This window comes from Acidobacteriota bacterium (assembly GCA_003225175.1).
In the GTDB taxonomy this organism is placed as follows: Bacteria; Acidobacteriota; Terriglobia; order Terriglobales; family Acidobacteriaceae; genus Gp1-AA112.
Map to the genome: position 1 here is coordinate 67931 of QIBA01000066.1, position 26481 is coordinate 94411.

The following is a 26481-nucleotide window of genomic DNA, read 5'->3' on the forward strand; positions in this document are numbered from 1 at the left end:
AGTTTCCGAGCACCACGTAATCGACCCCCATCTGCTCGGCGATTCTCAGCAACGTAGCGCGCGAGAGTTGTGTGTTGGCAGGAATTCCGACTCGGTCGAAAGCGTACAGCCGATCTTCGCGGCTGATTATGAAGACCGATGGGGATTGCATGCGCTGGCCTAAGACTTCAGAAAAGGCTTCACCGATCCATTCCAGTCCAGGAGCTTTCGAATCATTGTGAAAGGGCAGGATGAGTACGGTGCGGTTGCTACTTGCAGCAGATTCGACCGGAGTCTTTGGCGTCTCGGGCTGTTGGAGAGCAAGTACCGTAGAGCCAGAAATCGCAGAAAATAAACCGAGAACGACGATAAGGCAGAGCCGAATCAAGATAGTGAAATTATAGACCCGCATCATGACGGCTCTGGCGAGCCGCATTAAAGCTGGAGCGGGAGACGGGGATCGAACCCGCGACATCCGGCTTGGGAAGCCGACGTTCTACCGCTGAACTACTCCCGCTCGCTCATTGATTATGGCGAGTCTAACACCGTGAAAAGGGGCTCGCAATTGAGTGACTCCCAATCCTTCCTGGACACTAATGGATGACACCATCCGGGACCAAATCTATAGGCGCCGATTTGGCGCACTGAGACGAGGGATGTGACAAACTGGCCCAAATGCTCGCCTTTTACGGACCCAAGCCTTTTGTATTCAGGGGCTTAGGTGGGACTCGCAATGGCACTTGTCGTGCTTTTACATTGTAGTCATATTGTCGCGCTTGAGCAGCAGCTCGCGGACGACAGTGGACAGAGCTGCCGAGCATGCACAACGACGATTCCCAATTCAGGACGATGGCCCGCGGGGGCGCGATCTTTCTCGTCCTTCTAGGCACCACGGTTCTCCTAGGCTGGTTTTTCGATAGTAGCTTTCTTAAAACTCTTCTTCCGGGCCAAGTAACCATGAAGGCGAACACCGCGATTGGCTTCATTTGCGGTGGAGTTGCGCTGGCCTTCTTATTGCGTTCCGAATCATCGCGCAAGCTCCGTTGCCTTGCATCGCTCGCGTCTGTGCTGACGCTCGTGATCGGCATTTTCACGCTAATCGAATACTTGTTCCATCGTGATCTCAAGATCGACCAGTTGTGTTTTATCGATCGGGCCGAAGCCATCTGTCCGGGCCGGATTTCTCACGTCACGGCACTGGATTTCTTCGTTGTAGGTGCGGCACTGCTTCTGCTCACTCGCGGAAAACGAGCGATCAAGATAGCGCAGCTGCTGGCTGCATTTGTAGGACTGAGCGCCCTTCTGGCGATTATTGGATATCTCTATGGAGTACCGTTCTTGTACGGGTCTTCACACTATGCATCGATGGGCTTACACACGGGCTTAGGCTTTTTCATACTATCGATTTCGATTCTGGTCCACAGTCCTCATGAAGGATTCATGGCAGTGCTCGCAACACCGCGTCCGGCTGGATGGCTGGCCCGTAAGCTGTTACTGGCTGCCATAATCTTTCCCTGCGTTCTTGGGTTCGTCGCGATCCACGCTTTCACCGTCGTTGGCGATATGCGGTTCATGGTCGCTGCGCTGGTAATCGCTCAAATTGTCCTTTTTGCCGGGTTGATTTGGATTTCCGCATCACGGCTGGATCGATCAGAAGCTGAAGAAGAGGTCGCGAAAGAGGCATTGGCAGCTTCCGAGCGCATGCTGCAACAGTCCCAGAAGATGGAGGCTATCGGGCTGCTCGCAGGCGGCGTGGCCCACGACTTCAACAATCTCTTAAACGTTATTGTTGGATACGGCGAACTGCTGCTGACCGATCCTCAGCTCTCAGAGAGCCAGCGCCGCAAAATCGAAAAGATCAGAAAGGCCGGGGACACAGCCAGCGGACTTACGCGTCAGCTGCTGGCCTTTGGGCGCAAGCAGGTACTCCAGCCAAAGCCACTCGATCTGAATCAGATCATCAGCAATCCGGACGGATTCATGCCGCGCCTCATCAAGGAAGATATTTCCTTTTCGATGTCACTCTATCCGGGTCTGATGTCGATCATGGCGGATCCGGTGCAAGTCGAGCAGATCCTGCTGAATTTGGTGATCAACGCCTGCGACTCCATGCCAAATGGAGGCAAGCTCAACATCGAAACCGAGAACGTTGTGATCGAGCAGGCACAAGCTCCCAAGTTCGGAGTTGCGCCAGGGCCGTTCGTTCGGTTGACGATCACGGATACGGGAACGGGAATGGATGATGAAACCCGCGCTCACATCTTCGAACCCTTTTATACGACCAAAGCTGCCGGCAAGGGCACGGGATTAGGATTGGCAACGGTTTACGGCATTATTAAGCAGAGCGGCGGATATATTGAAGTGGACAGCAAGCTGGGCCGTGGGACGAGTTTCCAAATCTATCTGCCTGCCACAAGGCTGGTCAGTTCGCAGGAGTTGGCGAAGCCCAGCATTGTCCCGAGCGCTGACGGAGCCACGATCCTCGTAGTCGAAGACTCCGAACCATTGCGAGACCTGATCTTCGAGACGCTCGAGACCATGGGTTATACCGCTCTCCTGGCGCAGGATGGTCACCAGGCAATCCGCATTTGTATGCAATTCACAGGGCCGATTGATCTGCTTTTGACCGACGTCATGATGCCCAAGATGAAGGGCCCGGAGGTGATGAAGCGAGTCAAGCAGATGCGTCCCGACATTGGCGTGCTCTTTATGTCGGGATACACGAACGATGTAACTGTACGTCAGGGCATTTCCAATGCAGACGTATCTTTCATCCAGAAGCCTTTCAGCTCAACAGAGCTGACCCACAAGCTGCGCGAAGCACTTGCGCGCGCTCACGACCGCAGCACCCTTCGCCAGCGCCTGGGGATGGAAATGGAACGGCGCGCCGCCTCTTTGCGAGCCGAGAACTCCTAAAACCCGATTTCCGCAGAGCTGGTACATGTCCTTTCGGACAGTGGGTACAATGTCCTTAAGTAACTGTGCCGAATTGGGAAGTTGATACCATTAGCCCCGCCAAGGGTGCATCCTAGTAGCTGAAGCACTCCCACGATCATGACTGGCGCTCGTATTTTGTGCGTAGATGATGATCCACGAATCAACGAACTTAATCAGATCGTTCTAGGCCGAGCGGGATACGAGGTCACCACAGCCGAATCGCCGTCGGATGCCCTTAACCGCCTGAAAACAGAAGCTTTCGACCTCGTAATCACCGACCTGTTTCCGCAGTCGGCGAGCGATTCAGCTTTCGTCGCGAACCTTCGTCGCCTGGATCCACAAATGCCTGTGATTCTGGTTACTGGCAACCATACCCCTCCCCCCGAAATTCTGCGGGAGGCGGACGCATTTGTGGTAAAGGCTTACTCGTTGAACGCTCTCACTGATTCAGTCCGTGAGGTGCTAATCCGGAACAAGTTGAGGCGCATCGGATAGGCATGGCTCTTGGTTACGTGGTTCCAGTCGCCCTCGGCCGGACAGCGGCGGGAAGAACCAGGAGTCCTTCGTAAGAAGCATTTTCGGGCTCATGTTGTTTGTTCGTTTGATCCGCAAGCATGAAATCGTCAACCCTGCACCGGTCGAGGGCGGCAGGAACCATGTCATAATTTTGGCCTAGCCCGCCTCGGCAAAATCCTTTAATTCGGGATAATGCTCCACCAGCGTTCCGGGAGCTTTCACCTTCTTTCCAGTGAGCATGCCTTTGAGCTCCAGGGCGTTTACGGCCGCTTTGCCCTTGTAATGATTGTTGGTGATGGCGAAGGTCTTTTGCGCCTTTTCGCCGAGTCGCTCGATCTTTTGCTTCCAGGGCTTTAGCTGCTCAGGTGTGTAGAGGTAGTTATAGCGATCGTTGCGATTATCGGATTGGAACCATTCTTTGTAGTTCCGTCCATGTAGTCGGACGTAAGCGACAGGACCGGTGGAATATTCCGTAGCTGCCACACTCCGGCCGAGTCGCGGTTGATCGATGTTACAAAAGGCAACATTCTGCTCCGCAAACTGCGCGAGAATCTCTGGCTGATCCCAGGTTGCATGTCGCACCTCGACGACCAGCGGATACTCTCGAAACCTGTTGATCAACTTCTCCAGATAGTCGCGATTCTCATCCGTGTTCTTGAACGAAATCGGGAACTGAATAAGAAGCGCTCCGAGTCTTTTGTCCTGAGCAATCGAATTGAGTCCTTCTTTGGCATTCGACTCATCTTCGTCGAGCGGATTGAGCGTCGCCGCCGAGGTGGACTGCAGCGATGCGCCTGGAGCATGAGTGAAACTACGAAATAACTTTGCTGTGAACTGAAAACCGGGATTTACTTCGGCAACGAGGTCACACCACTCTTTTCCCGTTTTTGCCCGAATGTGCCCGTAGAACGAAGTGTTGATCTCGCAGCAATCGAAGTATTGGGCCAGAAACTGCAGAGGATGCTGCTTCTTCTTGAGCCCGGGCGGGTAAACGATCCCTTCCCAGTCTTTGTAGGAAAAACCCGCAGTTCCAACGAGAATGTGAGGAGGCACATCTAGCAGCTTATCGCGAAGCAATCTGCATCGCGGAGCGCCGGGTCGCGCCGCGCGGCCCAGCGAACAGCGTGGAATCACCAAGAAACGTTCCTCTGCACGTTGAAAAACGCCGGGCGCCAGGCACTTCGTCAACAGGAGATTTATGCCTTCTCTACCAAACTCCCTTGTCGCTGCCTGTGACTTTGTAGGCGACCGCTGCGGCTGAAGCCAGGTATGGAAGCAGACTCAAGCGAAAAGTCGCAGGGACGTCTCCTCTGGCGGCTGCCTGAGTCACCTGATATGTGTACAGCGCAGCGCCATGCGGGAGCACGGGGACACGCAGGAACCGGGCACGCGGCCGAACTTCGTTTCCGCCGAAGCGGGCCGCGGCCAATACAAACTCCGGCAATCCAAGCGGCGTACCGCGATATTGCTTGATGTGATCTGACACGACTGTCATGTATGTCGCTACTCCGGGCCAGATTCCGGCGGCCTCGGTGCTACGCTTCAATTCATCAAAATTCAATTCACCTGAGTCGATAATCGCCGCCGAATTAACGATGTCACATACCCGGAAGTAAAAATGGCGATACATGCGTTGCAGAGTTGCCACAATGATTCGTTCTTCCGGAGCAGGAACATGATAGGTTTTGTCTTCGACAACCTTAAGCACACGGCGCGTTACAAATCGACGAGCTAATTCAATGTGCTCTCCCATCTGTCCGAGCCGTTGCACATGAATCTCGACCGACTCCTTTAGCCCGGGTACAGCAAAATTCCATTTATGGGCCAGCCGATCGCCCCAACTCCGCGGCTCAATATGCGCGTTGAATTTGCCAGTCATCACATCGCAGATCGCGCGTTCATCGGCGGTGCTATAAAGATCGAGATCATTGCCGAGGTCCGGATAGTGATCGAGTGACTTCATCACTGTAATCGGGCAGTTGGCGCTTTCCAGTTCTTCGCAAATGTCGCGCAGGTAGACGAGCGCGGTCGAAATGCGTTTGTGTTCCTTTTCCAACTCTTCAGTCGCCCACTGCGCGAGTACCGTATCGCCGTCGCGAGTGCTGCGATCGAGAACGGTGTTCAGGCCACGCACAAGAACGTGATGCGAATCTGCCAGGGAGGTGAACTCGGATCGCTCGATGGGCGTGAGCGAGGCAATGAGAGAGACAGCCCTGCCTGCCTGTGTAGGGGTAAGAGTTAGAGAGAAGAGCGCATTCAGATATTCGGCTTCACGGTTCAGCTTGGACGCCATCAAAAGGCAGACCTCGGGAGAGAGAAATGAATTCTTAATCTAGGATGTGTGCTGCTGGATTGTGGTTGGACGCAGAAGCTTCTAAGCTCCTAAGCTGCTGAGCTCTGAGGGATTTTCCGCCTGCCGTCCGTATAATCGAATTTCTTTTCGATGCACATTCAAGCTCCGTGGCTTAGGAGCTTAGAAGCTCAGGAGCTTTCTTTTGTCATACCGAGATCTGCGCGATTGGGTGGTTGCGCTCGAACGCGCGGGCGAACTGAAGCGCATTCGCACAGAAGTAGATCCAATTCTCGAAGTTACTGAAATTGCCGACCGCATATCGAAATCTCAAGTTCCCAGACCGGGCGGCGCCGCTTTGCTCTTCGAGAAGCTGAAGGGACATCCGGGCTCCAAGCTCCTGATCAATCAGTTTGGCTCCGAGAAGCGGATGAAGCTGGCGCTTGGCGTTGATTCTCTTGATGAGATCGCAGGACGAATCCGCGAGCTGCTGAACATGAAGTCCCCGGAAGGCTTCCTCGAAAAGCTGAAGATGCTTCCGATGCTGGCGGATATGGGTAAGTTGTTCCCCAAAGTGGTCTCGACGGGTGCCTGTAAGGAGGTCATCAAGAAAGGCAATTTCTCGTTGCTCGACTTTCCCATTTTGAAATGCTGGCCTCAAGATGGCGGACGATTCATTACGCTGCCATGTGTGATCACGCGTGATCCCAGAACGGGAAAACGAAACATTGGCATGTATCGCATGCAGGTGTATGACGAGCGCACTACCGGCATGCACTGGCAGCGCCAGAAGGTGGCCGCAGAACATTATCGAGAGCGGCTGCGCATGGGTGCCGCTGCTGGCGCGCAAGACGGAGGCAGAGGCGCCGCTGTGGACATCATGGCTCGCTCATCTGGTGGCAGCATGCTGGCTGAAGGTGGTCGTCCGGCAGGGAAGATGGAAGTTGCCGTGGCAATTGGCACCGATCCAGCACTTACCTTCTCAGCAGTAGTTCCGGCGCCTCCCGATGTTGAGGAGTTCATCGTTGCCGGCTTTCTCCGGCAGGAACCTGTCGAATTGGTGAAATGCGAGACCGTCGATCTGGAGGTCCCTGCCAACGCAGAAATTGTTCTTGAGGGATACGTGCTGCTCGACGAGCTTCGTCCCGAAGGTCCCTTTGGCGACCACACCGGCTTCTACACTCTGGAAGATGAGTATCCGGTTTTCCACGTCACCTGCATTACACATCGCAAAGACCCCATTTATGCGACAACCATCGTCGGCAAGCCTCCGATGGAAGACGCCTGGATGGGGAAAGCTATCGAGCGCATCTTCCTGCCGCTGATGAAGCTGACGTTGCCTGAGATCGTCGATGTCAATCTCCCGGTAGAAGGTGTGTTTCACAACCTGATGATCGTCTCCATTCGGAAGTCGTATCCAGGACAGGCGCGCAAGGTGATGCACGGAATCTGGTCACTCGGGCAGGCGATGTTCACGAAATGCATCGTCGTGGTAGAGGAAGACGTGAATGTCCACGACATTGGCGAAGTAACCCTGAAGGCCCTGAACAATATTGATCCCGAGCGTGACATCCAGTTCACGCTTGGACCCATCGATTCACTTGATCACGCTTCTCGGCTGGCAAACTACGGTTCCAAAATGGGAATTGACGCCACAAGAAAATGGTCGACCGAGGGCTTCTCGCGGCGCTGGCCTGACGAGATCACGATGGATCCTGCAATCAAAGCCATCGTGGACAAAAAGTGGAAGAGCCTGGGCATTGAATAACCGTCTCCAGGACTGCCGTGCGCCCCGCGCGGGTGTTTAGGCAAAGACGACGTGACCCGCTAGGAGGACTATGCCCCTGTGCACAAGCCTTTGTCATTTCCAAGGATTCTTGGATATCCCAGCGAAAACCGCAAAAGGGCGCGCGACGGTCCTAAAATTAGAGTTCAACTCTGACGATCTCGATTGCACTGATCGGCACTCGAATGTTACCGTCGCACGTTCCTGATGCGCCAGAAATTCGAATATGTGGCGGTGTATCTCTTTGTCCGAGTGCTTGGATCTCTACCGCGCCGCCTGTCGCGGGCTTTCGGGATCGGACTGGGCATGGCAGCATACATTGTCGTTGGACGATTACGAAGAGTGGGCATGCGTAATCTGGAGATTGCGTTTCCAGAAATGCCAAAGAACCGGCACAGCCAAATTATTCGCGAACTGTTCACTGGCTTTGGGCGGCATCTCGCTGAGTTCTGCATGTTTCCCCGCTACACCGCCGAAAATGCGCGCAGCGTTGCTCTCTATGATGGATTTGAAAACTACACTGCGGGGCGCGATGCCGGCCGCGGCGTCCTGCTTCTTACCGCCCACCTGGGAGCATGGGAGATTGGATCGTTCGTACACTCCATCTTTGGGAACCCCATCAAGATCGTGGTTCGCAGGCTGGACAATCCCAAAGTCGACGCGCTGGTCGAGCGTTACCGCACACTACATGGCAACCAGACCTTCGCTAAGGAAGACTTTGCCCGGGGACTGCTGGCTGCGATGAAGGCCGGAGAAACCGTTGGCATCCTAATGGATACGAACATGACGCCGCCACAAGGCGTATTCGTGAATTTCTTTGGTAAGCCTGCATGTACAGCCTCGGGAATGGCGAGGGTAGCTCTTCGCTCCGGCGCGGCTGTGGTCCCGGCATTTACTATCTGGGACAAGAACCTGAAGAAATATCGAGTTCGTTTTGATCCGACGTTGCAGTTAGTATCCACTGGAGACGATGACGCCGATGCAATTACCAACACAGCTCTCTTTAATCGCGTGATTCAGAATTATGTGACCCGGTATCCTGAACAGTGGTTGTGGGTTCACCGCCGGTGGAAAACTCGTCCTCCCGGAGAACCGCCGATCTATTGAAATGAGCGCAAACGCCTCAACCCAATCAGCGCAGGAGATCGCCCGCCACTGCGGTGCGATTCTCAAAGGCAACGGAGCAACGCGCGTGCGCGGCATCGCCAGCATCCGATCGGCAAAAGAGGGCGATGTCGTGTTTGCAGCAGATGATTCCATGCTAAAAGAAGCCCTCGAATCACGAGCCTCGCTTGTCCTGACAGGGCAATTTGGCGCGAATGCGCAAAGCTCGAAGCCGCTTCTGATCTCTTCTGATCCAAAGCTAGCCTTCGCTCGTGTCGCGGCTCTGTTCTCACGCGCTGAAAGGCGGGTTGGCCATGACGAGAGCTCGCAAATTCATTTGTCAGCGAAAATTGGCGAAAAAACCTGGATTGGACCTGGGGTTGTGATTGAAGAAGGCGCCAGCATCGGAAACCACAGTTCCATTGAAGCTAATTCTGTCATTGGCAGCAATGTAATTGTGGGCGAAGAGTGCCAGATTCGCCCTAACGTGACGATCTATCCGGGAACGACACTGGGGAATCGAGTGGTGGTGCAGGCGGGAAGTGTACTCGGGTCCACTGGCTTCGGATATACCCGCGATGATGCCGGACATTATCAACTCTTTCCCCAAGTGGGACGTCTCATAATCGAAGATGACGTTGACATCGGGGCTAATTGCACCGTAGATCGTGGAGCACTCGATGCCACCGTCATTCGACGTGGTACGAAGCTCGATAATATGGTGCATGTCGGTCACAATGTCGAAATCGGCGAGGATGTTGTCGTGGCCGCGCAGACTGGAATCTCCGGTAGCTCACGCATTGGGGCGGGCGCAATCGTTGGAGGCCAGGTCGGGATCGCCGATCACGTGGAAATCGAAGCCGGAGTCATTCTCGGCGCCCAGAGCGGAATTCCAAGTAACAAAGTCATTCGAGGGAAAGGCGTCGTCTTTTGGGGAACCCCTGCTCGTCCAATCAAAGACTATCTCAAAGAACTGGCCACTCTTTCGCGGCTAACTCGAAAAAAGGAAGAGTAGCCTGCCGTTATGGCACTGATCGTGGTCGGCGGCCAAACGAAGAACATCGGCAAGACCACTCTCATCTGTAACATCATCGTCGCACTGCCCCGAGTCAAATGGACGGCTGTAAAGATTACAAATCATCTGCATGCACCGCGACATTGCGAAATATTTAAAGAGAGCGGTGGATGGACGATTTGGAATCAAAATCCCACGAAGGATGAAAGCGACACCGCCAAATTCCTGCGATCGGGAGCAGATCGCGCACTTCTGGTTCAAAGTGAAGATTCTTCTTTGAAGGAAGCTTGCGCTTTTCTACAGGCAGAGCTCGCATCGGCTGCCGCCGTAATAGTTGAGTCCGCCTCAGCAATGGAGTTTCTTGATCCCACAGTATTGCTGCTGCTTCTCGATGCTGCGCAGTTTGACTTCAAGCAATCGGTAAAGCGGCAGCTCGAACGCGCGGACGCGTTCATAATTCGCAGCTCTGACTTCAAAGCTAGTGAGTGGGTTAAACGGAACAAGCCGGTATTTGCTGCATCTTCCAATCGGCTCGATCCTGCTCTTGTGTCGATGTTGGAAGCTAAGCTCGCGCGACCTGTTTAGGCGGCTCGTTCCGGATGATCGGGATATTGTCCTGGCATGTGCTCAGGTGCGCGCAATGGGGCTTTGACCCTATTGCCCCCTTCGAGCGCGATCTTGGCGAACGCCACATTCAACAAGAGCCCTGACAGAACATCGAGAAATTCCTCCGTTATGTGAATGCCGGCGCTGATCTCGTCTTCTGTGAGCCCCGCTTCTTGCATCGGTTCCACGCTGAGTTGCGGACCGTTGGGAAGGTCACTCGCAAGTGCGAGAGCAGACTCCCGGAGCGCGTGACGATTCTCTCCGTAAAGAGGAGAGGAGGCAAGAGGCTTGAACGCATTCCAGTACATGGTCAGGAAATCTGGCCAGCGTGCCAAAGCCTGGTAGTCGGTATTGATAAAGCTCACGCCAAGCGTCCGCTTGATGTCTTCGTAAATCTTGCGCATTGGCGCAGGGGCACTCTCTTCCGTGATCTGCACGGGCTTTTGCGAGATTACCGGATGGTCAGCGCCAGTTTCGGCGCGTCGGGGATGCGGCGGTCCATCCTCAAACGCGTGTAGTTGCATTGCTGTGATCAACAGCAGGAGAGGATTGTTGTAGTGGAATAGCTCCACCACATCCGTGAGTTCGTGTTGGGCTCCGGTTGAAAAATGAATATCTCGGATGCAGCTGCAGAGGTCGGGAACCAGAAAATAATTATGAGTACGAGTGTAGGCTTCGGCTCTCAATCGATCGCCGTTTTGAAAAAATTCCCGAGTCTCTACCGCTGGCTGCATCGCCTTCCACATGGAATCTAGGAACTTGGGATACGCAGCGTACGCCTGAAAAATGAGATTTACGTGCGGAACTCCGAGCGCAGCCTTGATTTCCTGAAAGATTTCCAGGGTTCGCCCAGATGCGTCGGCTTCACGCACGAGTGGCAGCCGGCGTTTGCGACTCAGAGGCATGTCCATATCTGATGACGCATCCTGGCGCACAGATGTCATCAGCGAAATTCGCCATGCGGATTGCAGCTACTCTGACGAAGTCGCAAGCTGAAGCTGATGTCTTTCCCTAAACCTGCCCCATCTAGGACAGTGTTCTTAATCCTCTCGCCCCAGTAAATGTCCCAGCTTCTCTTTTTTTGTTTTGAGGTATGCCGCGGAGCGTTCTCCGACGAGGGGCTCACAAGGAACACGCTCGACTACTTGGATTCCAGCGGACTCGAGTGCTGCGACCTTCTGAGGGTTGTTGGAGATCAGACGTACCTCATCGACTCCCATCACGTGCAAGACAGCCGCTGGTAAATCGAATTCTCGGTGATCCGCTTTGAATCCGAGCTTCTCGTTGGCTTCTACTGTGTCGAGTCCCTGATCCTGGAGTTCGTAGGCTTGTAGCTTGGCAATTAGGCCGATGCCACGCCCTTCTTTCTGCTCGTAAAGGAGAATCCCAGCCCCAGCATTGGCAATGAGCTGCAGCGCCAGCTCAAGTTGTTGGCGACAATCGCAGCGAAGCGAGTGAAACACATCACCTGTGAGGCATTGAGAGTGGATTCGAACTAGCGGAGCCTCTGAATAGATATCACCCATAACCAAGACAACTGCTGCCTCTGGGCGCCCCGTCTCAGGATCGCGTCGAGTGCCTTCAAAGCCGAGTATCCGGAAGTGGCCGAATTTCGTGGGGAAATCGGCTTCGGCGCGCTTTTTGGCTTCAAGTTTAATGTGGTTGCTCCTAATTGTTCTTAAATTATATCCAGCCATTCCTGCTAGGCTTACAACTGCGTGGACCAGAAGTTAACACTCATCACTCTGCTCATCAGGCTTGGCGTAGTCGCCGCCATTGCCAGCGCAGTAGTTCGTTCGCGTTACTTCAAGTCCATTCTGTTTCGCAATGAGATTCGGAGTACGCGGCAGCAGATTCAGATCGTTTTATTCGTGGGCGTTCCGGTCGCTCTTGGTGTGTGGGTACGAGCAACAGTGCCGAGCTTCTCTGCCGCGGACGTCGCATTCGAGAGCGCAATCATCGTTGGCGTGATGGGTGGCCGCCTCGCGGGTGTCGCACTGGCTGCACTGTGCGCGATTCCGGAATTATGGCGGCATGAATTCCTCGGTTTCCCACTGGATGCGCTCGCCGGGTATGTTGCCGGCGCATTTCGTGAATACGCTGCCAATCGGGAAGACATCTGGTCGTTCTCTCCGATGGTCGATCTCAGCGTCTACCGCTGGATTCGCCGCAATTTTCCGCGTCCGCGACACGACTGGCAGGTGGCTTTCTTCGTTGGAATTCTGCTCCTGCAGTTTCTTCGCGAGCAGATTGGGCGAGCATTTCCCGGTCGAGTGTTCTTCTTGCGCGGAGACACTTTTTGGGTGGAAGTCGCAGTCTACGCTGGCACGATCGCTGCCGTCGCGATTCCGATCAAAATCTGGAATGCGACGCGCATTGAACTCAAGCTGGAAGAACAGGAACGGCTACTGTTGCAGGCTCGCCTGGACGCGCTGCAAAGCCAGATCAACCCCCATTTTCTTTTCAATACCTTGAACTCAATCTCCTCTCTCGTGCGTGTTCGCCCAGAGCAGGCGCGAGACTTGATTGTGAAGCTCGCCAACATACTGCGTTCGCTGCTCAGGAAACATGACGCATTTGTCCTGCTGCGGGAGGAGATGGAGTTCATCGACAACTATCTCGACATCGAAGTCGCCCGTTTTGGTCCGGAAAAGCTGCAGGTCGTGAAGGACCTCGACTCTCAAACCCTTGATGTGATTGTTCCCAGCATGGTGCTGCAACCAATCGTCGAGAATGCCATCAAGCACGGTCTTGCGCCGAAGATCGAGGGCGGCAAGATCATCGTTCGGAGTCGATTGCAGTCTGAACATCACCTTCGTATCGATATCGAAGACGATGGTGTGGGAATGGCCTCGGTCAACGGCCGTTTCGGTGAGCGTCGCCGGTATACGCGCGACGATAACGATGGAACTCAGCTGCACACCGAAGGAATCGGCATGCACAACGTGGCCGAGCGCCTGCGAGTGCTCTATGGCGCTAACGCACACATGGCTGTTCAGAGCAGTCCCGGAAGAGGAACGCGGATTTCAATCGAACTGCCCCTATTACAGACGGATAAGGAGTCTTCGGCAGCATCGGCGATTTACGAGGCTCGCTCCAGTATGCGCTGATAGAACTTCTCGTACTGGGGAATAATTTTCGACGCGCAGAAACGCGATTGCGCCTCAAAGCGTGCAAGTTTTCCGATCTCGCGCAGACGCTTTTCGTTGGACAAAACGTCAATCGCGAAAGCAGCCATTTTCTCCACCTCGCCCACTTCTCCGAGGAACCCGTTCTTGCCGCTTTCGATTACTTCTGGTAATCCACCGACATTGGTCGCGATTGCCGGCACTTCGCACGCCATCGCTTCCAGGGCGGCCAGCCCAAACGACTCGAGCTGACTCGGCAACAACATCAGGTCGGCGAGCGCCAGCTTCTCGTGCACGTTATCCTGCTTGCCAAGGAAATTTACGCGATTCAGGAGTCCGAGCCGCCGCACCTGCCATTCCGCCGCTGAACGTTCCGGACCATCTCCGATCATCATCAGCCGCGCAGGAATTTCCTTCTGCACCCGATCGAAGATTTCAATCACGTCTCCAATGCGCTTTACCGGACGAAAATTTGAGAGGTGGACAAGCAGTCTTTCTTCCGGCTCCGCGAAGATCGAACGATCGGCGCTAATATCCTTCGGCCGTTTATATAAATCGCAGTTCACAAAATTGTGGATCACTTCGATCGGATTGCGAACTGCAAACTCCTGGATGGTGCGCTCGCGCAGGTAATCAGAAATCGAGGTCACGCCATCACTTTGTTCGATCGAGAACCTAGTCACAGGGAGGTAGGAAGGGTCTTGTCCTACCAACGTGATATCTGTGCCGTGCAATGTGGTCACGTAGGGCAAATGCCGCGGGAACGTGGCATGGGATAGCATCTGGCGCGCTAGCATTGCACTTACTGCATGGGGAATCGCGTAGTGTACGTGGAGAAGATCGAGATCATAAATCTCGGCAACTTCCGCCATGCGCGTGGCCAGCGCCAGATCGTACGGCGGGTACTCGAATAACGGATACTGCGAAACCGTAACTTCGTGGTAACGGATATTGTCGTGCAGCGTAGTAAGGCGAAAGGGTTGAGAGTAGGAGATGAAGTGAATCTCATGCCCGCGATGGGCAAGTTCGATTCCCAGTTCGGTAGCAACAACTCCACTGCCGCCGTACGTGGGATAACACGTGATTCCGATTTTCATGCAGTTCAGCAGGATACCCGGGATTGGATGTCTGCAGCGGAGGCGCGCTGCAAAAACTTTGGGCCGAAACGTGGCTCCGGCTGCCCTCGGCCAGGTTTTGACTTTGTTTATACAGCGCACTTGGGGACGCGTGGTTGCTGCATGCAAACACCCGTGGCCGGGCCGGATTGATGTTTGGCGATTACTTCCCAATGATTTTTATGATCGCCCGCTTTTCCCGCTGTCCATCGAACTCGGCATAGAAGACTCTTTGCCACGTTCCGAGATCGAGTTTGCCCTTGGTGATCGGCAAGGTTACCGACTGGTGCAGAAGCAGACTCTTGAGGTGCGAGTCCCCGTTATCCTCACCAGTTTGATGGTGGCGATAGTTTTCGCGAAAGGGCGCGAGCTTCTCCAGCCACTCGTCGATGTCCTGAATCAACCCCGATTCGTTGTCGTTCACGTAGACAGCGGCGGTGATGTGCATCGCCGAGACGAACGCCAGCCCCTCTTCCACTCCGCTCTTCCTCACGGCTGCTTCCACCTGCGGAGTGATGTGGATGTAGTCTCGATGCTTCTTCGTGTTGAATTTCAGGTACTCAGTATGACTCTTCACGAGACGAGCATAGCAGCGTTATCACTGACAATCACCGCATGCGTCATTTAGATTAGCTCTATGCCTACAGGCGAGAAGTTTGAACGAGCGGTGAACATCATGGCGCGCCTCCGGGCGCCAGGCGGTTGTCCCTGGGACCGAGAGCAGACCTTTGATTCCATTAAGCCGTACACGCTGGAGGAAACTTACGAAGTATTCGAAGCAATAGAGAATCGTGACTGGAAAGAACTGCCCGGCGAATTAGGTGACCTCCTCCTTCAAGTGCTCTTTTACGCGGAGATGGCAAAAGAGGCCGGCTACTTTTCTATTGATGATGTAATGGATCAGCTTTCTGACAAGCTGGTGAAACGTCATCCACACGTTTTTGGGGACAGGAAAGCTGATACTGCACATGAGGTAGTCCGGAATTGGGAAGCACTTAAAAAAGCAGAAGCCTCACAGAAGAATCCTGTATCCACGGAACTGGGCAGGGAATCACTGCTGAGCGGAGTGTCCCGCGCTATGCCCGCGCTTCTTGAAGCCACGAAGCTCAGTCGAAAGGCTGCCTCCGTTGGATTTGATTGGGCAGAGATCTCCGGCATCTTTGAAAAACTCGACGAAGAAGTCGCCGAACTCAAGCACAACATTTCGGATCTCCCGCAGCCGATTAAGCCGGCAGGTGGGCATGCAGGTTCGAGAACTCATGAGGTCTCTCCGGAGCTTCAGGAACGCATCGAAGCTGAAGTGGGGGATCTGTTCTTCGTGTTAGTCAATCTTTCCCGCTTTCTCAACGTCGATCCCGAATCGGCACTGCGTCGTACCACGCAGAAGTTTCGCCGGCGCTTCGAGGCAATGGAGAACCAAGCGCGCGAACAGGAACGACGTCTTGAAGAGATGAACATCGAGCAAATGGAGGCGCTCTGGCAGAACTCAAAGGCCGAAGAGGTGAAGCATTGAATACCCGGGCTGCATCCGCCGACAATCTGAAGGATTCCATTGAACTGCGTCACTGTCGCGAGGTGACCGAATTTCAAGCCTGCGTAGATTTGCAGCGCGAAGTTTGGGGGTTCTCTGACGCGGATTTGATCCCCGTTCGGATGTTTGTGGTCGCGAGCAAGATCGGCGGACAAGTCATTGGAGCTTTTGCTCGCCAAATGCTCATCGGTTTTGCTCTCTCTATCCCGGGTTCACGCGACGGACGCACTTATCTTCATTCGCACATGCTCGCAGTCCGCGAAGAACATCGAAATGCAGGACTCGGTCGTCGACTAAAGCTGGCGCAGCGTGACGATGCGATTGCGCGAAAGTTCGAACTGATGGAGTGGACCTTCGATCCCCTCGAGATTAAAAACGCTTATCTCAATATCGAGAGGCTGGGAGTCATCGCCAGGCGCTATACCATCAACCAATACGGCATCTCGTCCTCACCACTGCAGGGCGGACTGCCGACCGATCGCTGCATTGCGGAGTGGTGGCTCAATTCGGCTAGAGTGCGGCGACTTCTCGAAGCTGGACAGCCGATTCACGTTAAGCCAGAGGTGGTCATTAAAGTGCCCGCCCATGTTTACGACTGGAAGAATGATCCAGCGACTCGCGATCGCGCCCGCGAATTACAGCTTGCGAATCGGGAACAATTTTTAAAGGCGTTCTCCGAAGGCCTGGTGGTATTGGGTTACAAACGCGACCAGCTGGGCAATGGGAGTTTTCTGCTCGCGCATCCGGAAGAGCGATTTGAGTTTGGCTCCGAGATGGAGCGGGAAACGGCGTCGTCATGTACATAGAATCGATTACGATGCACGAGCTGCACATGCCGCTCGTGCACTTCTTTGAAACCAGCTTCGGCAGGACTACCGAGCGTCGTGTGTTGCTGGTTGAACTTAAACTTGACGGGATCTCCGCCTGGGGTGAGTGCGTGGCCGGAGAGCACCCTTATTACAGCGAAGAATCGCTTGAAACCGCCTGGTACGTGATCCAAGACGAGCTTGCTCCTGCTTTGCTCGGACGCGATATTCGCTCGGGTCGCGACGTACCTGATCTGTTGAAGCGAGTTCGCGGTCATCGCATGGCTAAGGCTTCGCTTGAGAATGCCGTCTGGGAAGCCGAGGCCGAAGCGAAAGGTGTTCCATTATGGAACCTCCTGGGCGGAGTACGCCGGGAGATTGCCTGCGGAGTTTCACTGGGCATTCAGAACTCAATTGAACAACTTCTGAGCAAGACTGAAGAAGAACTAGCTGCCGGCTATCAGCGCATCAAGCTAAAGTGCAAGCCTGGATGGGATCTCAAGATCTTTGAACGCGTTCGAGCTCGCTGGCCAGAAATCCTGCTGAGCTGCGATGCGAACTCCGTGTACACACTCGACGACGTGGAGCATCTGAAGCAGTTCGACAAGTTCAATTTGCTCATGATTGAGCAGCCTCTTTGGAACGACGACTTTTACTTCCATGCCACTCTGCAAAAGCAGCTCAAAACCCGGATCTGTCTCGACGAAGCGATTCACCACGCTCGCAGTGCGCGAGCGGCGATTGAACTGGGATCGTGTGGCATTATCAACATCAAAGTTGGCCGCGTAGGCGGATTCGCCGAGGCAATCGCGATTCACGATGTGGCCGCGGCGAACAACATTCCAGTATGGTGCGGCGGGATGCTCGAGAGCGGCATCGGACGTGCCCACAATATCGCGCTCTCGACTTTGCCAAACTTCTCGCTTCCGGGCGACGTCTCTGGATCTAATCGATCGTCTCACCGTACGAAAGAAGACCCTGAAGCAAGCGGCAACTGTGAGAGTCTGATATTCCTCTGGCAGAGGAGTGACTTAGCGGGCGTCGGCTCCAGCCGTGCCGTCGAGAAACAAAAAACCCTTTCTGCCTTGGCCACTGCGGTCTCTCTTCGGCTGCGGAGCAGAAGCGGACTGGTCCATTTCTGGAAGTAAAATACCCAAGCGGCTAAGCCGCCACGCTAGCCATCCAACACGGCACGGCTGAAGCCGACGCCCCTCCCTAAGTCGCAGCCGGTGTTACGAGAATTCGCCTGAGAACTTGTCTGAAGTTATTGACCGTTTTTCTGCGCGAGCTCGGGCACGCCCTTTTTCAGAATATCCGCACCTTCAGCAAGGCTAATGTGGTCGGGCAGGCGATGAAAATCGTTTTCGAATTCCTGCTCGTCATAAACGAGTGATTTCACCAGCAGTGCTTTTCCTCTCAAGTCAAGTTTCAGAACCGTAGTGTCCCAGTGGCTCGCGTCCACCTGTTCTTGCTCGACCATGAAGCTGCCGCCTTTGTAGAGTCGTCCCAGAATGCCCCAACCAAAATCAACATCGTGGAAAAGATGAGCGTCGATCTTGCGTAGTCGCTCTTGTGGAATATTCAACCAAAGCTCACCGGCCATTCCCGTATAGATCGACTCTTCACGAGACTGTGGTTCGTAGCTTGGGTCGGGACGAAAGCGCAGCTTCAGAGTATCGCCGTCTCGTCTGATTTCCTGGTAGAAGAAGGCGTTCGGTAACGCCCTTACCATGATCTGGGCTCGGTTTTCGTCCTCTTTCTCGCGCTTCTGCCGCCGTTTTTGTTCATCAAGGTCGCCAATGAGCTTCTGGATCTTCTCCTCTTCCGCCTTGCGAAGATCGTCAGCTGGTGGCTTTCCGTCTATCAGCAGCGTTCTGGCAATGCTGCCCTGGTTCGTTTGTACGATTTGCTGAACTCTGGTGACCTTTGGCGTCACCTTTTTCAGCTTGAACATGTAGCGCGATTTGTCGAGTTCTTCCTGCTTGAGTTCATTGGCCACGACTTTGCGTACCAGATCGCGAGCCTGAGCGTTCGGCTGAAATTCGGTTGCTTGATCACTGCTTGCAGCAGCGGAAGCGAACGTTGCAGAGCAGCAGGATAAAGCGCATGCGAAGAACAACATGAAAGCCCTGCGCATAAGAGATCGGCGAGTACTAATCACCATACGGGACCCGTGGAAAGTACTAAGTAAGACTATATAGCCATTAGACGTGATTTCGATGCTGCTTTGTTGCAGTCACGCGGTCCGCAACGCCGAAAGAGACACTCATTGCGCCCAATTCCCGGTCAAAAATGGAGTTCATTTGATGAAGTCCCGTCTTCGCGAAGGTAGCTCGTGTTTTCAGCAGGTTACGTAGTGTGAAGACAGGAATTTTAGCCAGAAAGTTGAAAATAGGGGGCCGAAAATGATTCGTCGGCTCAATCGGAAGAAGGCAGTCCCATTGGCTGTTTTGACCGCTGACGATGGCAGAACCGCTGTTCCCCTGGTTCTTCGGTTCTGTTGCTGACAGCGACGTTCCGAATGAGCCGACTGCGTGTCGTGATGCAAGAAGATGACCAAACGTTGAAGCCACAAATCGCAGCAAACACAGGCATTTGCTACCGATGTACTCTGAAGCTATAAAGCGTGAGTACGTCGCAGACGGGCAATGTTGGGCAGCAATATGCCGCAAGTGAGCAGCGGGATTCCACATTCGCCTATCCGTCCACGACCATCACAGCGTGAGCTAAGCCTATAATGCTTCTCAGGGCGAGCGATCGCTGTTTTGCTTCCGACGAGAACGATCATTGCTTTTCAGGGTGTGTGCTCTGTATAGTTTGCGCCAAACTGTGCTGCTCCTGTAGCTTGTAAGCTCCGCGATCGCAGGGCCGGATCGCAATGTTTTGCGCAATGGGACGTGGAATCTTCGTCCTGAAATCAAGTGCCTGTACTTTGACCGCCGGCATGTGCCGGTAAGAGGAATCAGGAGGTCGATTTCGTGGACACGTATCGAACCAGCGAACAGAATCGTACCGACGTAGCGCACATCGGCAAATCCGTCGTGGTAAAGGGCGAACTTTCCGGCAGTGAAGATTTGTATGTCGACGGAGAAGTAGAGGGCAGCATCGAGCTGCGCGATCACAATCTCACCGTCGGCCCCAATGGGCGCATTCGCGCAAACATCACTGCGAAGGAAATTGTGATTCACGGTCGCGTCGACGGCAACATCACCGGCAAAGATCGTGTGGAGCTGAGAAAATCCGCTGTACTCGCGGGCGACATCGTCACGCAGCGTATCCTCATCGAGGATGGCGCATATTTCAAAGGTGGAATCGACATCAGCAAAGACCAGACTGCGAAGCGCGAACAACAGGCCGGACAGGCAACTTCCACTCCCGTGACTCCTGTAACTACGCCGTCTTCCTCACCACTTCCCGCAGCGCCGGCCTCCACAACGAGAGGATAGAGGTAATAACGACGACAGGTGGCAAATCCTTTCTCGCGCTTCTTCGGAGGCAAGTCATCCGCCGACAGCCAACAACCGGTGCAGGGAACTGACGCCGGGTTCCGGCGTTCCAGCGGACTTGGCGAATTAACACGATTGCTCCAGGGCTCGGAAGGCCTGGCTATTCTCGATTTGGGACCAACCTCTCCGGCCAACATTACGCACTTCACGGAACTCGGACATCGCGTTTACAACGAGGATGTGTTACTCGCGGCGCAAAACGCCGAGTACAAAGCCAAAGACGCGAACGGCAATCCGACGATCGACGCGGACCATTTCTTTCGCGAGAACCTTCTCTTCAGGAACGTGAAGTTTGACGCTGTGCTTTGCTGGGACATTCCTGATTACCTCGCAGAACCGCTCGTGAAGCCAATGGTCGAACGCATCGCGTCAGTCTTAAATCCGAAAGGCTATCTGCTGGCGTTTTTTCACACCAAGGACGCAGGCCCGGACGCTTCTTACTACCGCTATCACATTAATGGGCTGGACAACTTGCGACTCCAACGTGGCCCTCAATTCCGGCTGCAGCGCGTGTTCAACAATCGCCACATTGAAAACCTCTTTCACGACTACGCTTCCCTCAAGTTCTTTCTGGCGCGCGACAACGTGCGCGAGGTCCTCGTGGTCCGCTGATTTCCGGAGAGTTTTTAAGGGTCGGACTGGTTGACGCGGGCGCTTGCCTAAAATCGAAGCTCTGATAGAATCCCGCTTCCGTTCTCAATTTTCCCAATCTGGATATTTATATGGATCCAGCTGTTCTCAAAGGAACCTTGGCTGTTCACGGCGGCATGCCGGTGCGGACTCAGCCTATGCCTGAGTGGCCGATCTTTGCGCAGGACGAGATTGCCGCCGTTGCCGATGTGATGCGCAGTGGAAAAGTGAACTACTGCACCGGCGAGCAGGGAAGGCTGTTTGAGCGCGAATTTGCGGATGCTTGCGGAACGAAGCACGCTGTTGCAGTCGCTAACGGAACCGTTGCCCTCGAACTGGCGTTGCGTTCGGTTGGCATTCGACCTGGTGATCACGTCGTGACCAGCAGCCGCTCGTTCTTTGCCTCCGCGAGCTGCATCGCTATGTGCGGAGCGACTCCGATCTTTGCCGACGTCGATCGTGATACTCAGAACGTCACCGTCGACACGATTCGGACGGTGTTGACTCCAGAAACGCGGGCGATCCTTGTCGTTCATCTGGGCGGCAATCCATGTGAGATGGATTGCATCGTTCAATTCGCTCACGAGCGCAGGCTGTTCCTGATTGAGGACTGCGCACAAGCTCAAGGCGCAACTTACCGGGGCCGACCAGTAGGCTCATTTGCAGACGCGGCAGCTTTCTCCTTCTGCCAGGACAAGATCATCAGCACTCTGGGTGAAGGAGGAATGATGGCAACCAATAATCCTGAGCTGTATGAGAGAGCTTCGGCATTTCGCAATCATGGCGTGCATGACGCGAGCCATGATCGAAGCACGAACGGGAATGGCTTTCGCTGGATTCATGACTCACTGGGGACCAACTGGAGAATGACTGAAGCGCAGGCTGCGGTCGGACGCGCGCAGTTGCAGAAATCGAGCAGTTGGCTGGAGCGTCGTCGCGCCCTTGCTAGCATTCTTCACAAACGTATCGGACAAATTCCAGCTCTTCGCGTTCCCGCTCTCCGGCAGCATACAGAACCTGCTTACTATCGCTTCTACGCTTTTGTTCGCCCGGAACAGCTGGCGCGGGGCTGGAATCGGAATACGATCGTCGATACCATAAACGATGAGGGCGTGTCTTGTTACACCGGGAGCTGCGGCGAGGTTTACCGTGAAAAAGCATTTGCGACCGCGCGGCCGCCATCACGGCATCCTGTAGCACAAGAGCTTGGGGAGACCAGCCTCGCATTTCTTGTTCATCCAAGTCTCTTTGAAACGGACGTCGAAGATACCTGCTGCGCAGTCGAGAAAGTAATGGCATGCGCCAGCTTGAATGAAGGAAATTTCTGATACGAATAAAGGTCTCCTGCCGGATTTCATCCGATAAACCTCTTTGCTTCCATACAGACGTGCGGTTACTTCAGAACGTGTGAATGTTGAGTTTTCCTGGCGAATCTGAAAGCAGTGGATTTACCCTTTGTTAACTCTGTGAAAGAATGCCTTCTCACATCCCCCGAAAGTCTGCAGAATGATTAAAGCTCTTCTGATCGAAGAAGACGCCGAGTCTCGGGCTGTCGCGGAGCGCGCTTTTGCCAAGGCCGACATGAGCGTGGCGAGCGCTGTGGACTATCAATCCGGTTATGAGCTCCTGCGCACGGAAAAGCCGGGCGCAGTTGTCATCGGCGTAAGTGTTCCCGATCTTCACGGCTACGATCTCTGTCAGGAGATTCGCCGTGATCCCGCGACACGCGATGTGCCTATTGTTATCTGCTCCGCACAGAGCTATCCGGCAGACATTCGTCGCGCTAAGGAATTCGGGGCCGATGAGTACGTCATAAAGCCTTACGCCGAGCAGCAGCTCGTAGACGCAGTATGGAATGCAATTGAGTTACGAAGCACCGTCTTCCGCGTGAAGTTCTGGGGTACTCGCGGATCCATTGCCACGCCTGGTCCGGAGACGATTCGTTATGGCGGTAATACGTCATGTGTGGAGGTTCGCTGCGGAGAAGACATCCTCATCTTTGACTGCGGCACTGGTGTGCGCGAACTGGGAATCGCGCTGGCGAAGGAATATGCGGAGCGTAGTCTCGAAGTGCATCTGTTCGTAAGCCACACTCACTGGGACCACATCCAGGGATTTCCGTTTTTTCAACCCGCGTATCGCGCCGGCAATCGCGTGAACATCTACAGCCTGCACAGTCCTGACCGCAGCCTCGAAAGACTTTTCACCGGACAAATGGACGGTAACTACTTTCCGGTCACCCTGGATGACTTAATGGCGCGTCTCCACTTCGAAGAACTATCCGGTGACGTGAACATCGGCGACGTGAAGATCTCGCACATGCATTTGAACCATCCCGGACTCTCGCTCTCATTCCGCATAGAATCGAAGGGCCGTGCTGTGGTTTACATGACGGATCACGAGCCCTATCACAAACTGCTCGGTGAAAGTTCGCATACGAGAAAGCTCGACGCAGAGATTGATGCCTTCGCAAAGGACTCTGACCTGCTGATTCGAGAGGCGCAATACACTGACGAGGAGTACGTCATCAAGCGCGGCTGGGGACACAGCACGACTACTGACGCCGCTTTCTCGGCTATGAACTCCGAAGCCAAACGCCTGGTGCTGTTTCACCACGATCCGATGCACGACGATCAACAAGTCGACTCGATGGTCGAGTCCTGCCGCAACAAGATCAAAGAGAACGGCAAGCAGATCAGCGTCATGGGCGCAGCTGACAAGCTCACTTTACGAATCTGACCATCCGCCTGGCCTCAATCCTCGTACTCTCCTTGTTTACCGGCGGAGGGTGGGTGGCCTGTGCAAAACCTTGCAAAAAATCGCTTGACACCTTCAAGTGCTACATTGAGAATGCCGCCTTCCCCCCCGAAAACAATTGATCCGAATCGACAGACTCTGAGCCTCAGGAGTATCTCCCATGGAATGGCTCGGCCCCGATATTGTCGCCAAATACGAAAGCTCACGCTGGCCGGTGTTGCTTTCCGTTTGCCCTAACCTCGATCGCATGGAGAGCCGCGAACATGCTCTGCTTGCCGCCGGCTATGTAGTGGCCTCAGCCAGCACACTGATAGCCGCCAAGGAGATGACCCAACTTTGTAAGTTCGACATTGTCCTGCTCGATCACGAGTGCGCCTCCGACGATCGAGCGAAGAATCTGCAACAACATCACGTAAGCGTCCTGCTCGAATCTGGAACTACAGAGTGCCAATTACTGATTCACCTGAGTCAGTTACTGGAAGTTGCCAGCGCGTCTGCCGCCGTTCATTGACGGCTGCCGACGCGGGCCTTGGCCTCGGCCGCATTTCCCGCTTCAGCGAAAGCTGCAGGGATCGTGTTTTTGCGACGATGTGTCGCCCAGACCCAAGTGAATCAGATTGGTAATCGTGGGATGAGACATGACGCGGGCAGACATTCTAACGCCCAAAATGCCGCACTACGGGCTTTGCACGCTCTGGATCACGCATAGCGACGGCCCACCGCACGTGGGCTACAAGAGTACGGCGCCTTCGGCGCTGTCTGACCGGCTGACTGCTGACCGCTAAGCGCTAACTCTGCTAGGCTAACCGGCCTATGCGCTTTCAGCAGAGTCTGCTTTTCCTACTCGCCATCACTGTTTTCGCCTTCGCGCAAAATAAGAACCTTCTACCGTTAGCCGAGCGGCTCGCGGCGCAGAATGCTCTCTTCGACGAGCAGTACGAATCCGATCTTCGCGAATTTCCTGAGCGGGCCACTTCTGTTGGCGACTATCGCTACAACGACAAGCTTGCCGACCGGTCGCTCGCCGCAATGATGCGCCGCGAGACGGTCGATGAAGGGTTCCTGAAACGGCTGGAGGCGATCTCGACCGCCGGCTTTTCCGACCAGGACCAGCTTTCCCACGACGTCATGGAGCGCGGCTTACAGCAGCGCATTGCCGACTTCGAGCTCAAGGAGTACGAGATGCCCATCAGCCAGTTCGGCGGCGCAAACCTTCGTCTCCGATCTCCCGCTCTCCATAACTCTCGATTCCGTTCAGCGTTATGGAAAACGGAGAAGCGTGGACCATGCCCCGCGTGAGCGCCGCGTCTCGGAAGTTCCACAATGAAACAAATAAGCCAGGGCAGCCGCCCCTAGACCCGGCATGACAGGATGATCGAGTTAGCGTATGGTGGTTTAGTGGGGTTGCGAGCCAAGCCTGTACTCATCGTTCTGGTTGTTATCGGCATACTTTATGTCTTCATCTCTCCTCTGCCGGAGATGGCGGCAACCAGCTCTGGCCGATGTCTCGCTTTTCTTGTTCCTTTCCTGCTCCTTTTTCTGCTTGCAATGCTCGATGCATTCCTGCCGTTTGCCTCCGGGCAGCAGCTTGTTACTGACCATAGCCTGAGCCGAAGCCTCCTCTGCACCAGGTTGTGTTAATCCTCAGTACCGAATCCTTTTCCAGAGAAGTCAACGCATTCGAACGAACCTCTATTGCAGTCGCTCCGCAGCAGTCGGAATGGTCCAACGGGACGAAGGGAGTCCATGCAACGAAAAGAAGTTTTTCAGGCTTGGGGGAAAATACTCGCAGGACGCAAGCCTGCACTGTCTATTGAGATCACGAAGGAGTGTCCGCTCCGATGTCCGGGATGCTATGCCTACGCCGATGGCCATGTGGGAGAGGCGGGCAATTTGCGCGATCTGACGGATTATCGGGCGGACGCTTTGGTGCGTGAGGTGCTCAAGGTGGTCGATGAACATCGTCCATTACATTTGTCGATCGTCGGTGGAGATCCATTGGTGCGCTTTCGCGAGTTGACGGTTCTCCTGCCCGAGTTGCGTAAGCGCAACATCTTCGTTCAAATCGTTACCAGCGCCTTTCGCCAAATTCCTGCGGAATGGGCAGACGATCCCAAACTGGCAATCGTCATTTCCATCGACGGGCTGCAGCCGGAGCACGATATTCGCCGCCGGCCCGCGACCTATGCAAGAGTGCTGGAGAATATTGCCGGTCATCGCGTAATCGTGCATTGCACGATTACCTCGCAGATGATGCGGCGCGCCGGCTACCTGGAAGAATTTGTTCAGCTCTGGAGTTCGAAGGAAGAAGTGCGCAAGATCTGGATGAGCATCTTCACTCCGCAAATTGGCGAACAGTCGCTGGAGATACTTTCTTCATCTCAGCGCTCCTCGTGTATCGCTGAAATGCGGCGTCTGCGGACCATCTACGTGAAGCTCGATATGGACGATTCGCAAATCCGGGAGTTCGGAAATCCTCCGGCTTCGCCTGAAGAATGCATTTTCGCGCAAACCACCACGACGATCTCAGCCGACCTGAAGACCCAGATCGCACCTTGTCAGCTGGGCGGGAATCCCGACTGCTCGCAATGCGGCTGTGTAGCATCGATGGGGCTGGCGGCGATAGGACATCATCGCGTGGGCCTTGGGGTTACGGCGGGCCAATTGTTCCGGATATCATCCAAGATCGGCGATAAGGTTCGCCGCGTGCGCTCAGGCGGCTGGTCTTGGAGGGCTGCATAGGAAGTGTAAGCGTCTGACAATTTTCCCGCAGGA

26 protein-coding genes and 1 tRNA gene are annotated in these 26481 nt (G+C 54.5%); 17 read left to right on the forward strand and 10 right to left on the reverse strand.

Going from position 1 to position 26481, the window contains the following annotated elements; genetic code table 11:
* Positions 1-421 precede the first annotated feature (421 nt).
* Positions 422-496, reverse strand: a tRNA-Gly gene (locus DMG62_19570).
* Positions 497-798: 302 nt separating this feature from the next.
* Here DMG62_19570 and DMG62_19575 point away from each other — a divergent pair.
* Both DMG62_19575 and DMG62_19580 read left to right on the forward strand, forming a co-directional pair.
* Positions 799-2895, forward strand: a complete 2097-nt coding sequence (locus DMG62_19575) for a hypothetical protein (protein PYY21209.1) — start codon at positions 799-801, stop codon at positions 2893-2895.
* 138 nt (positions 2896-3033) lie between these two features.
* Positions 3034-3411, forward strand: coding sequence for a hypothetical protein (locus tag DMG62_19580; GenBank protein ID PYY21210.1), 378 nt, complete (start codon positions 3034-3036; stop codon positions 3409-3411).
* A gap of 177 nt (positions 3412-3588) precedes the next feature.
* Here DMG62_19580 and DMG62_19585 read toward each other — a convergent pair whose 3' ends face one another.
* A complete protein-coding gene (locus DMG62_19585; protein ID PYY21211.1) occupies positions 3589-4632 on the reverse strand; it encodes a hypothetical protein in 1044 nt (347 codons plus the stop codon).
* Positions 4633-4639: 7 nt separating this feature from the next.
* Complete coding sequence (locus DMG62_19590) at positions 4640-5725, reverse strand: hypothetical protein (protein PYY21212.1); 1086 nt, start codon at positions 5723-5725, stop codon at positions 4640-4642.
* 202 nt (positions 5726-5927) lie between these two features.
* Between DMG62_19590 and DMG62_19595 the strand changes: the two genes are divergently transcribed.
* The 4 genes from DMG62_19595 (at position 5928) to DMG62_19610 (ending at position 10212) form a co-directional block, all read left to right on the forward strand.
* On the forward strand, positions 5928-7490 hold the full coding sequence (locus tag DMG62_19595) for a menaquinone biosynthesis decarboxylase (protein ID PYY21213.1): 1563 nt from the start codon (positions 5928-5930) through the stop codon (positions 7488-7490).
* A 225-nt stretch (positions 7491-7715) separates the two neighbouring features.
* Positions 7716-8615 (forward strand): lipid A biosynthesis acyltransferase, encoded by a 900-nt coding sequence (locus DMG62_19600; protein PYY21214.1) that lies wholly within the window; start codon positions 7716-7718, stop codon positions 8613-8615.
* A 1-nt stretch (position 8616) separates the two neighbouring features.
* On the forward strand, positions 8617-9627 hold the full coding sequence (gene lpxD / locus DMG62_19605; protein PYY21215.1) for a UDP-3-O-(3-hydroxymyristoyl)glucosamine N-acyltransferase: 1011 nt from the start codon (positions 8617-8619) through the stop codon (positions 9625-9627).
* Between the two features lie 9 nt (positions 9628-9636).
* Complete coding sequence (locus DMG62_19610) at positions 9637-10212, forward strand: hypothetical protein (protein ID PYY21216.1); 576 nt, start codon at positions 9637-9639, stop codon at positions 10210-10212.
* Here the strand turns inward: DMG62_19610 and DMG62_19615 are convergent.
* On the reverse strand, positions 10209-11177 hold the full coding sequence (locus tag DMG62_19615) for a hypothetical protein (protein PYY21217.1): 969 nt from the start codon (positions 11175-11177) through the stop codon (positions 10209-10211). The two genes, DMG62_19610 and DMG62_19615, sit on opposite strands and share 4 nt — an antisense overlap.
* Before the next feature lie 96 nt (positions 11178-11273).
* Entirely contained in the window at positions 11274-11930 is a 657-nt protein-coding gene (gene ribA, locus DMG62_19620; GenBank protein PYY21218.1) for a GTP cyclohydrolase II, read from the reverse strand.
* 21 nt (positions 11931-11951) lie between these two features.
* Between ribA and DMG62_19625 the strand changes: the two genes are divergently transcribed.
* The gene (locus tag DMG62_19625) at positions 11952-13343 is read left to right on the forward strand and encodes a sensor histidine kinase (protein ID PYY21219.1); all 1392 of its coding nucleotides are present in this window, start codon (positions 11952-11954) and stop codon (positions 13341-13343) included.
* Here the strand turns inward: DMG62_19625 and bshA are convergent.
* Complete coding sequence (gene bshA / locus DMG62_19630; protein PYY21220.1) at positions 13316-14458, reverse strand: N-acetyl-alpha-D-glucosaminyl L-malate synthase BshA; 1143 nt, start codon at positions 14456-14458, stop codon at positions 13316-13318. The two genes, DMG62_19625 and bshA, sit on opposite strands and share 28 nt — an antisense overlap.
* 181 nt (positions 14459-14639) lie before the next feature.
* Positions 14640-15053 (reverse strand): secondary thiamine-phosphate synthase enzyme, encoded by a 414-nt coding sequence (locus tag DMG62_19635; GenBank protein ID PYY21221.1) that lies wholly within the window; start codon positions 15051-15053, stop codon positions 14640-14642.
* A gap of 60 nt (positions 15054-15113) precedes the next feature.
* On the opposite strand from DMG62_19635, the gene DMG62_19640 reads away from it, so the two are divergent.
* From DMG62_19640 to menC, 3 genes are read left to right on the forward strand one after another with little or no spacing between them, the layout of a single operon-like run.
* Entirely contained in the window at positions 15114-15989 is an 876-nt protein-coding gene (locus tag DMG62_19640; GenBank protein ID PYY21222.1) for a nucleoside triphosphate pyrophosphohydrolase, read from the forward strand.
* A gap of 26 nt (positions 15990-16015) precedes the next feature.
* Positions 16016-16813, forward strand: a complete 798-nt coding sequence (locus DMG62_19645; protein PYY21309.1) for a GNAT family N-acetyltransferase — start codon at positions 16016-16018, stop codon at positions 16811-16813.
* Positions 16804-17961 carry an o-succinylbenzoate synthase gene (gene menC / locus DMG62_19650; protein PYY21223.1) on the forward strand — a complete coding sequence of 386 codons (1158 nt, stop codon included), beginning with the start codon at positions 16804-16806 and terminating at the stop codon, positions 17959-17961. The genes DMG62_19645 and menC overlap by 10 nt, the downstream gene beginning before the upstream one ends.
* Before the next feature lie 116 nt (positions 17962-18077).
* Here menC and DMG62_19655 read toward each other — a convergent pair whose 3' ends face one another.
* Positions 18078-18935: a hypothetical protein gene (locus DMG62_19655; protein ID PYY21224.1), complete on the reverse strand. Its 858-nt coding sequence runs from the start codon at positions 18933-18935 to the stop codon at positions 18078-18080.
* An 82-nt stretch (positions 18936-19017) separates the two neighbouring features.
* Entirely contained in the window at positions 19018-19398 is a 381-nt protein-coding gene (locus tag DMG62_19660) for a hypothetical protein (GenBank protein ID PYY21225.1), read from the reverse strand.
* A 393-nt stretch (positions 19399-19791) separates the two neighbouring features.
* Between DMG62_19660 and DMG62_19665 the strand changes: the two genes are divergently transcribed.
* The 6 genes from DMG62_19665 (at position 19792) to DMG62_19690 (ending at position 25005) form a co-directional block, all read left to right on the forward strand.
* On the forward strand, positions 19792-20259 hold the full coding sequence (locus DMG62_19665; GenBank protein PYY21226.1) for a polymer-forming cytoskeletal protein: 468 nt from the start codon (positions 19792-19794) through the stop codon (positions 20257-20259).
* A gap of 18 nt (positions 20260-20277) precedes the next feature.
* On the forward strand, positions 20278-20931 hold the full coding sequence (locus tag DMG62_19670) for an SAM-dependent methyltransferase (GenBank protein ID PYY21227.1): 654 nt from the start codon (positions 20278-20280) through the stop codon (positions 20929-20931).
* A 110-nt stretch (positions 20932-21041) separates the two neighbouring features.
* Complete coding sequence (locus DMG62_19675) at positions 21042-22277, forward strand: aminotransferase (GenBank protein ID PYY21228.1); 1236 nt, start codon at positions 21042-21044, stop codon at positions 22275-22277.
* A 178-nt stretch (positions 22278-22455) separates the two neighbouring features.
* Positions 22456-23688 carry a hypothetical protein gene (locus tag DMG62_19680; protein ID PYY21229.1) on the forward strand — a complete coding sequence of 411 codons (1233 nt, stop codon included), beginning with the start codon at positions 22456-22458 and terminating at the stop codon, positions 23686-23688.
* A 178-nt stretch (positions 23689-23866) separates the two neighbouring features.
* Complete coding sequence (locus tag DMG62_19685) at positions 23867-24217, forward strand: hypothetical protein (GenBank protein ID PYY21230.1); 351 nt, start codon at positions 23867-23869, stop codon at positions 24215-24217.
* Between the two features lie 302 nt (positions 24218-24519).
* Positions 24520-25005, forward strand: coding sequence for a hypothetical protein (locus DMG62_19690; protein PYY21231.1), 486 nt, complete (start codon positions 24520-24522; stop codon positions 25003-25005).
* Between the two features lie 96 nt (positions 25006-25101).
* On the opposite strand, the gene DMG62_19695 is transcribed toward DMG62_19690, so the two are convergent.
* Positions 25102-25308: a hypothetical protein gene (locus DMG62_19695; protein PYY21232.1), complete on the reverse strand. Its 207-nt coding sequence runs from the start codon at positions 25306-25308 to the stop codon at positions 25102-25104.
* A 144-nt stretch (positions 25309-25452) separates the two neighbouring features.
* On the opposite strand from DMG62_19695, the gene DMG62_19700 reads away from it, so the two are divergent.
* Positions 25453-26448 (forward strand): radical SAM protein, encoded by a 996-nt coding sequence (locus DMG62_19700; GenBank protein ID PYY21233.1) that lies wholly within the window; start codon positions 25453-25455, stop codon positions 26446-26448.
* The last annotated feature ends 33 nt before the right edge of the window (positions 26449-26481 follow it).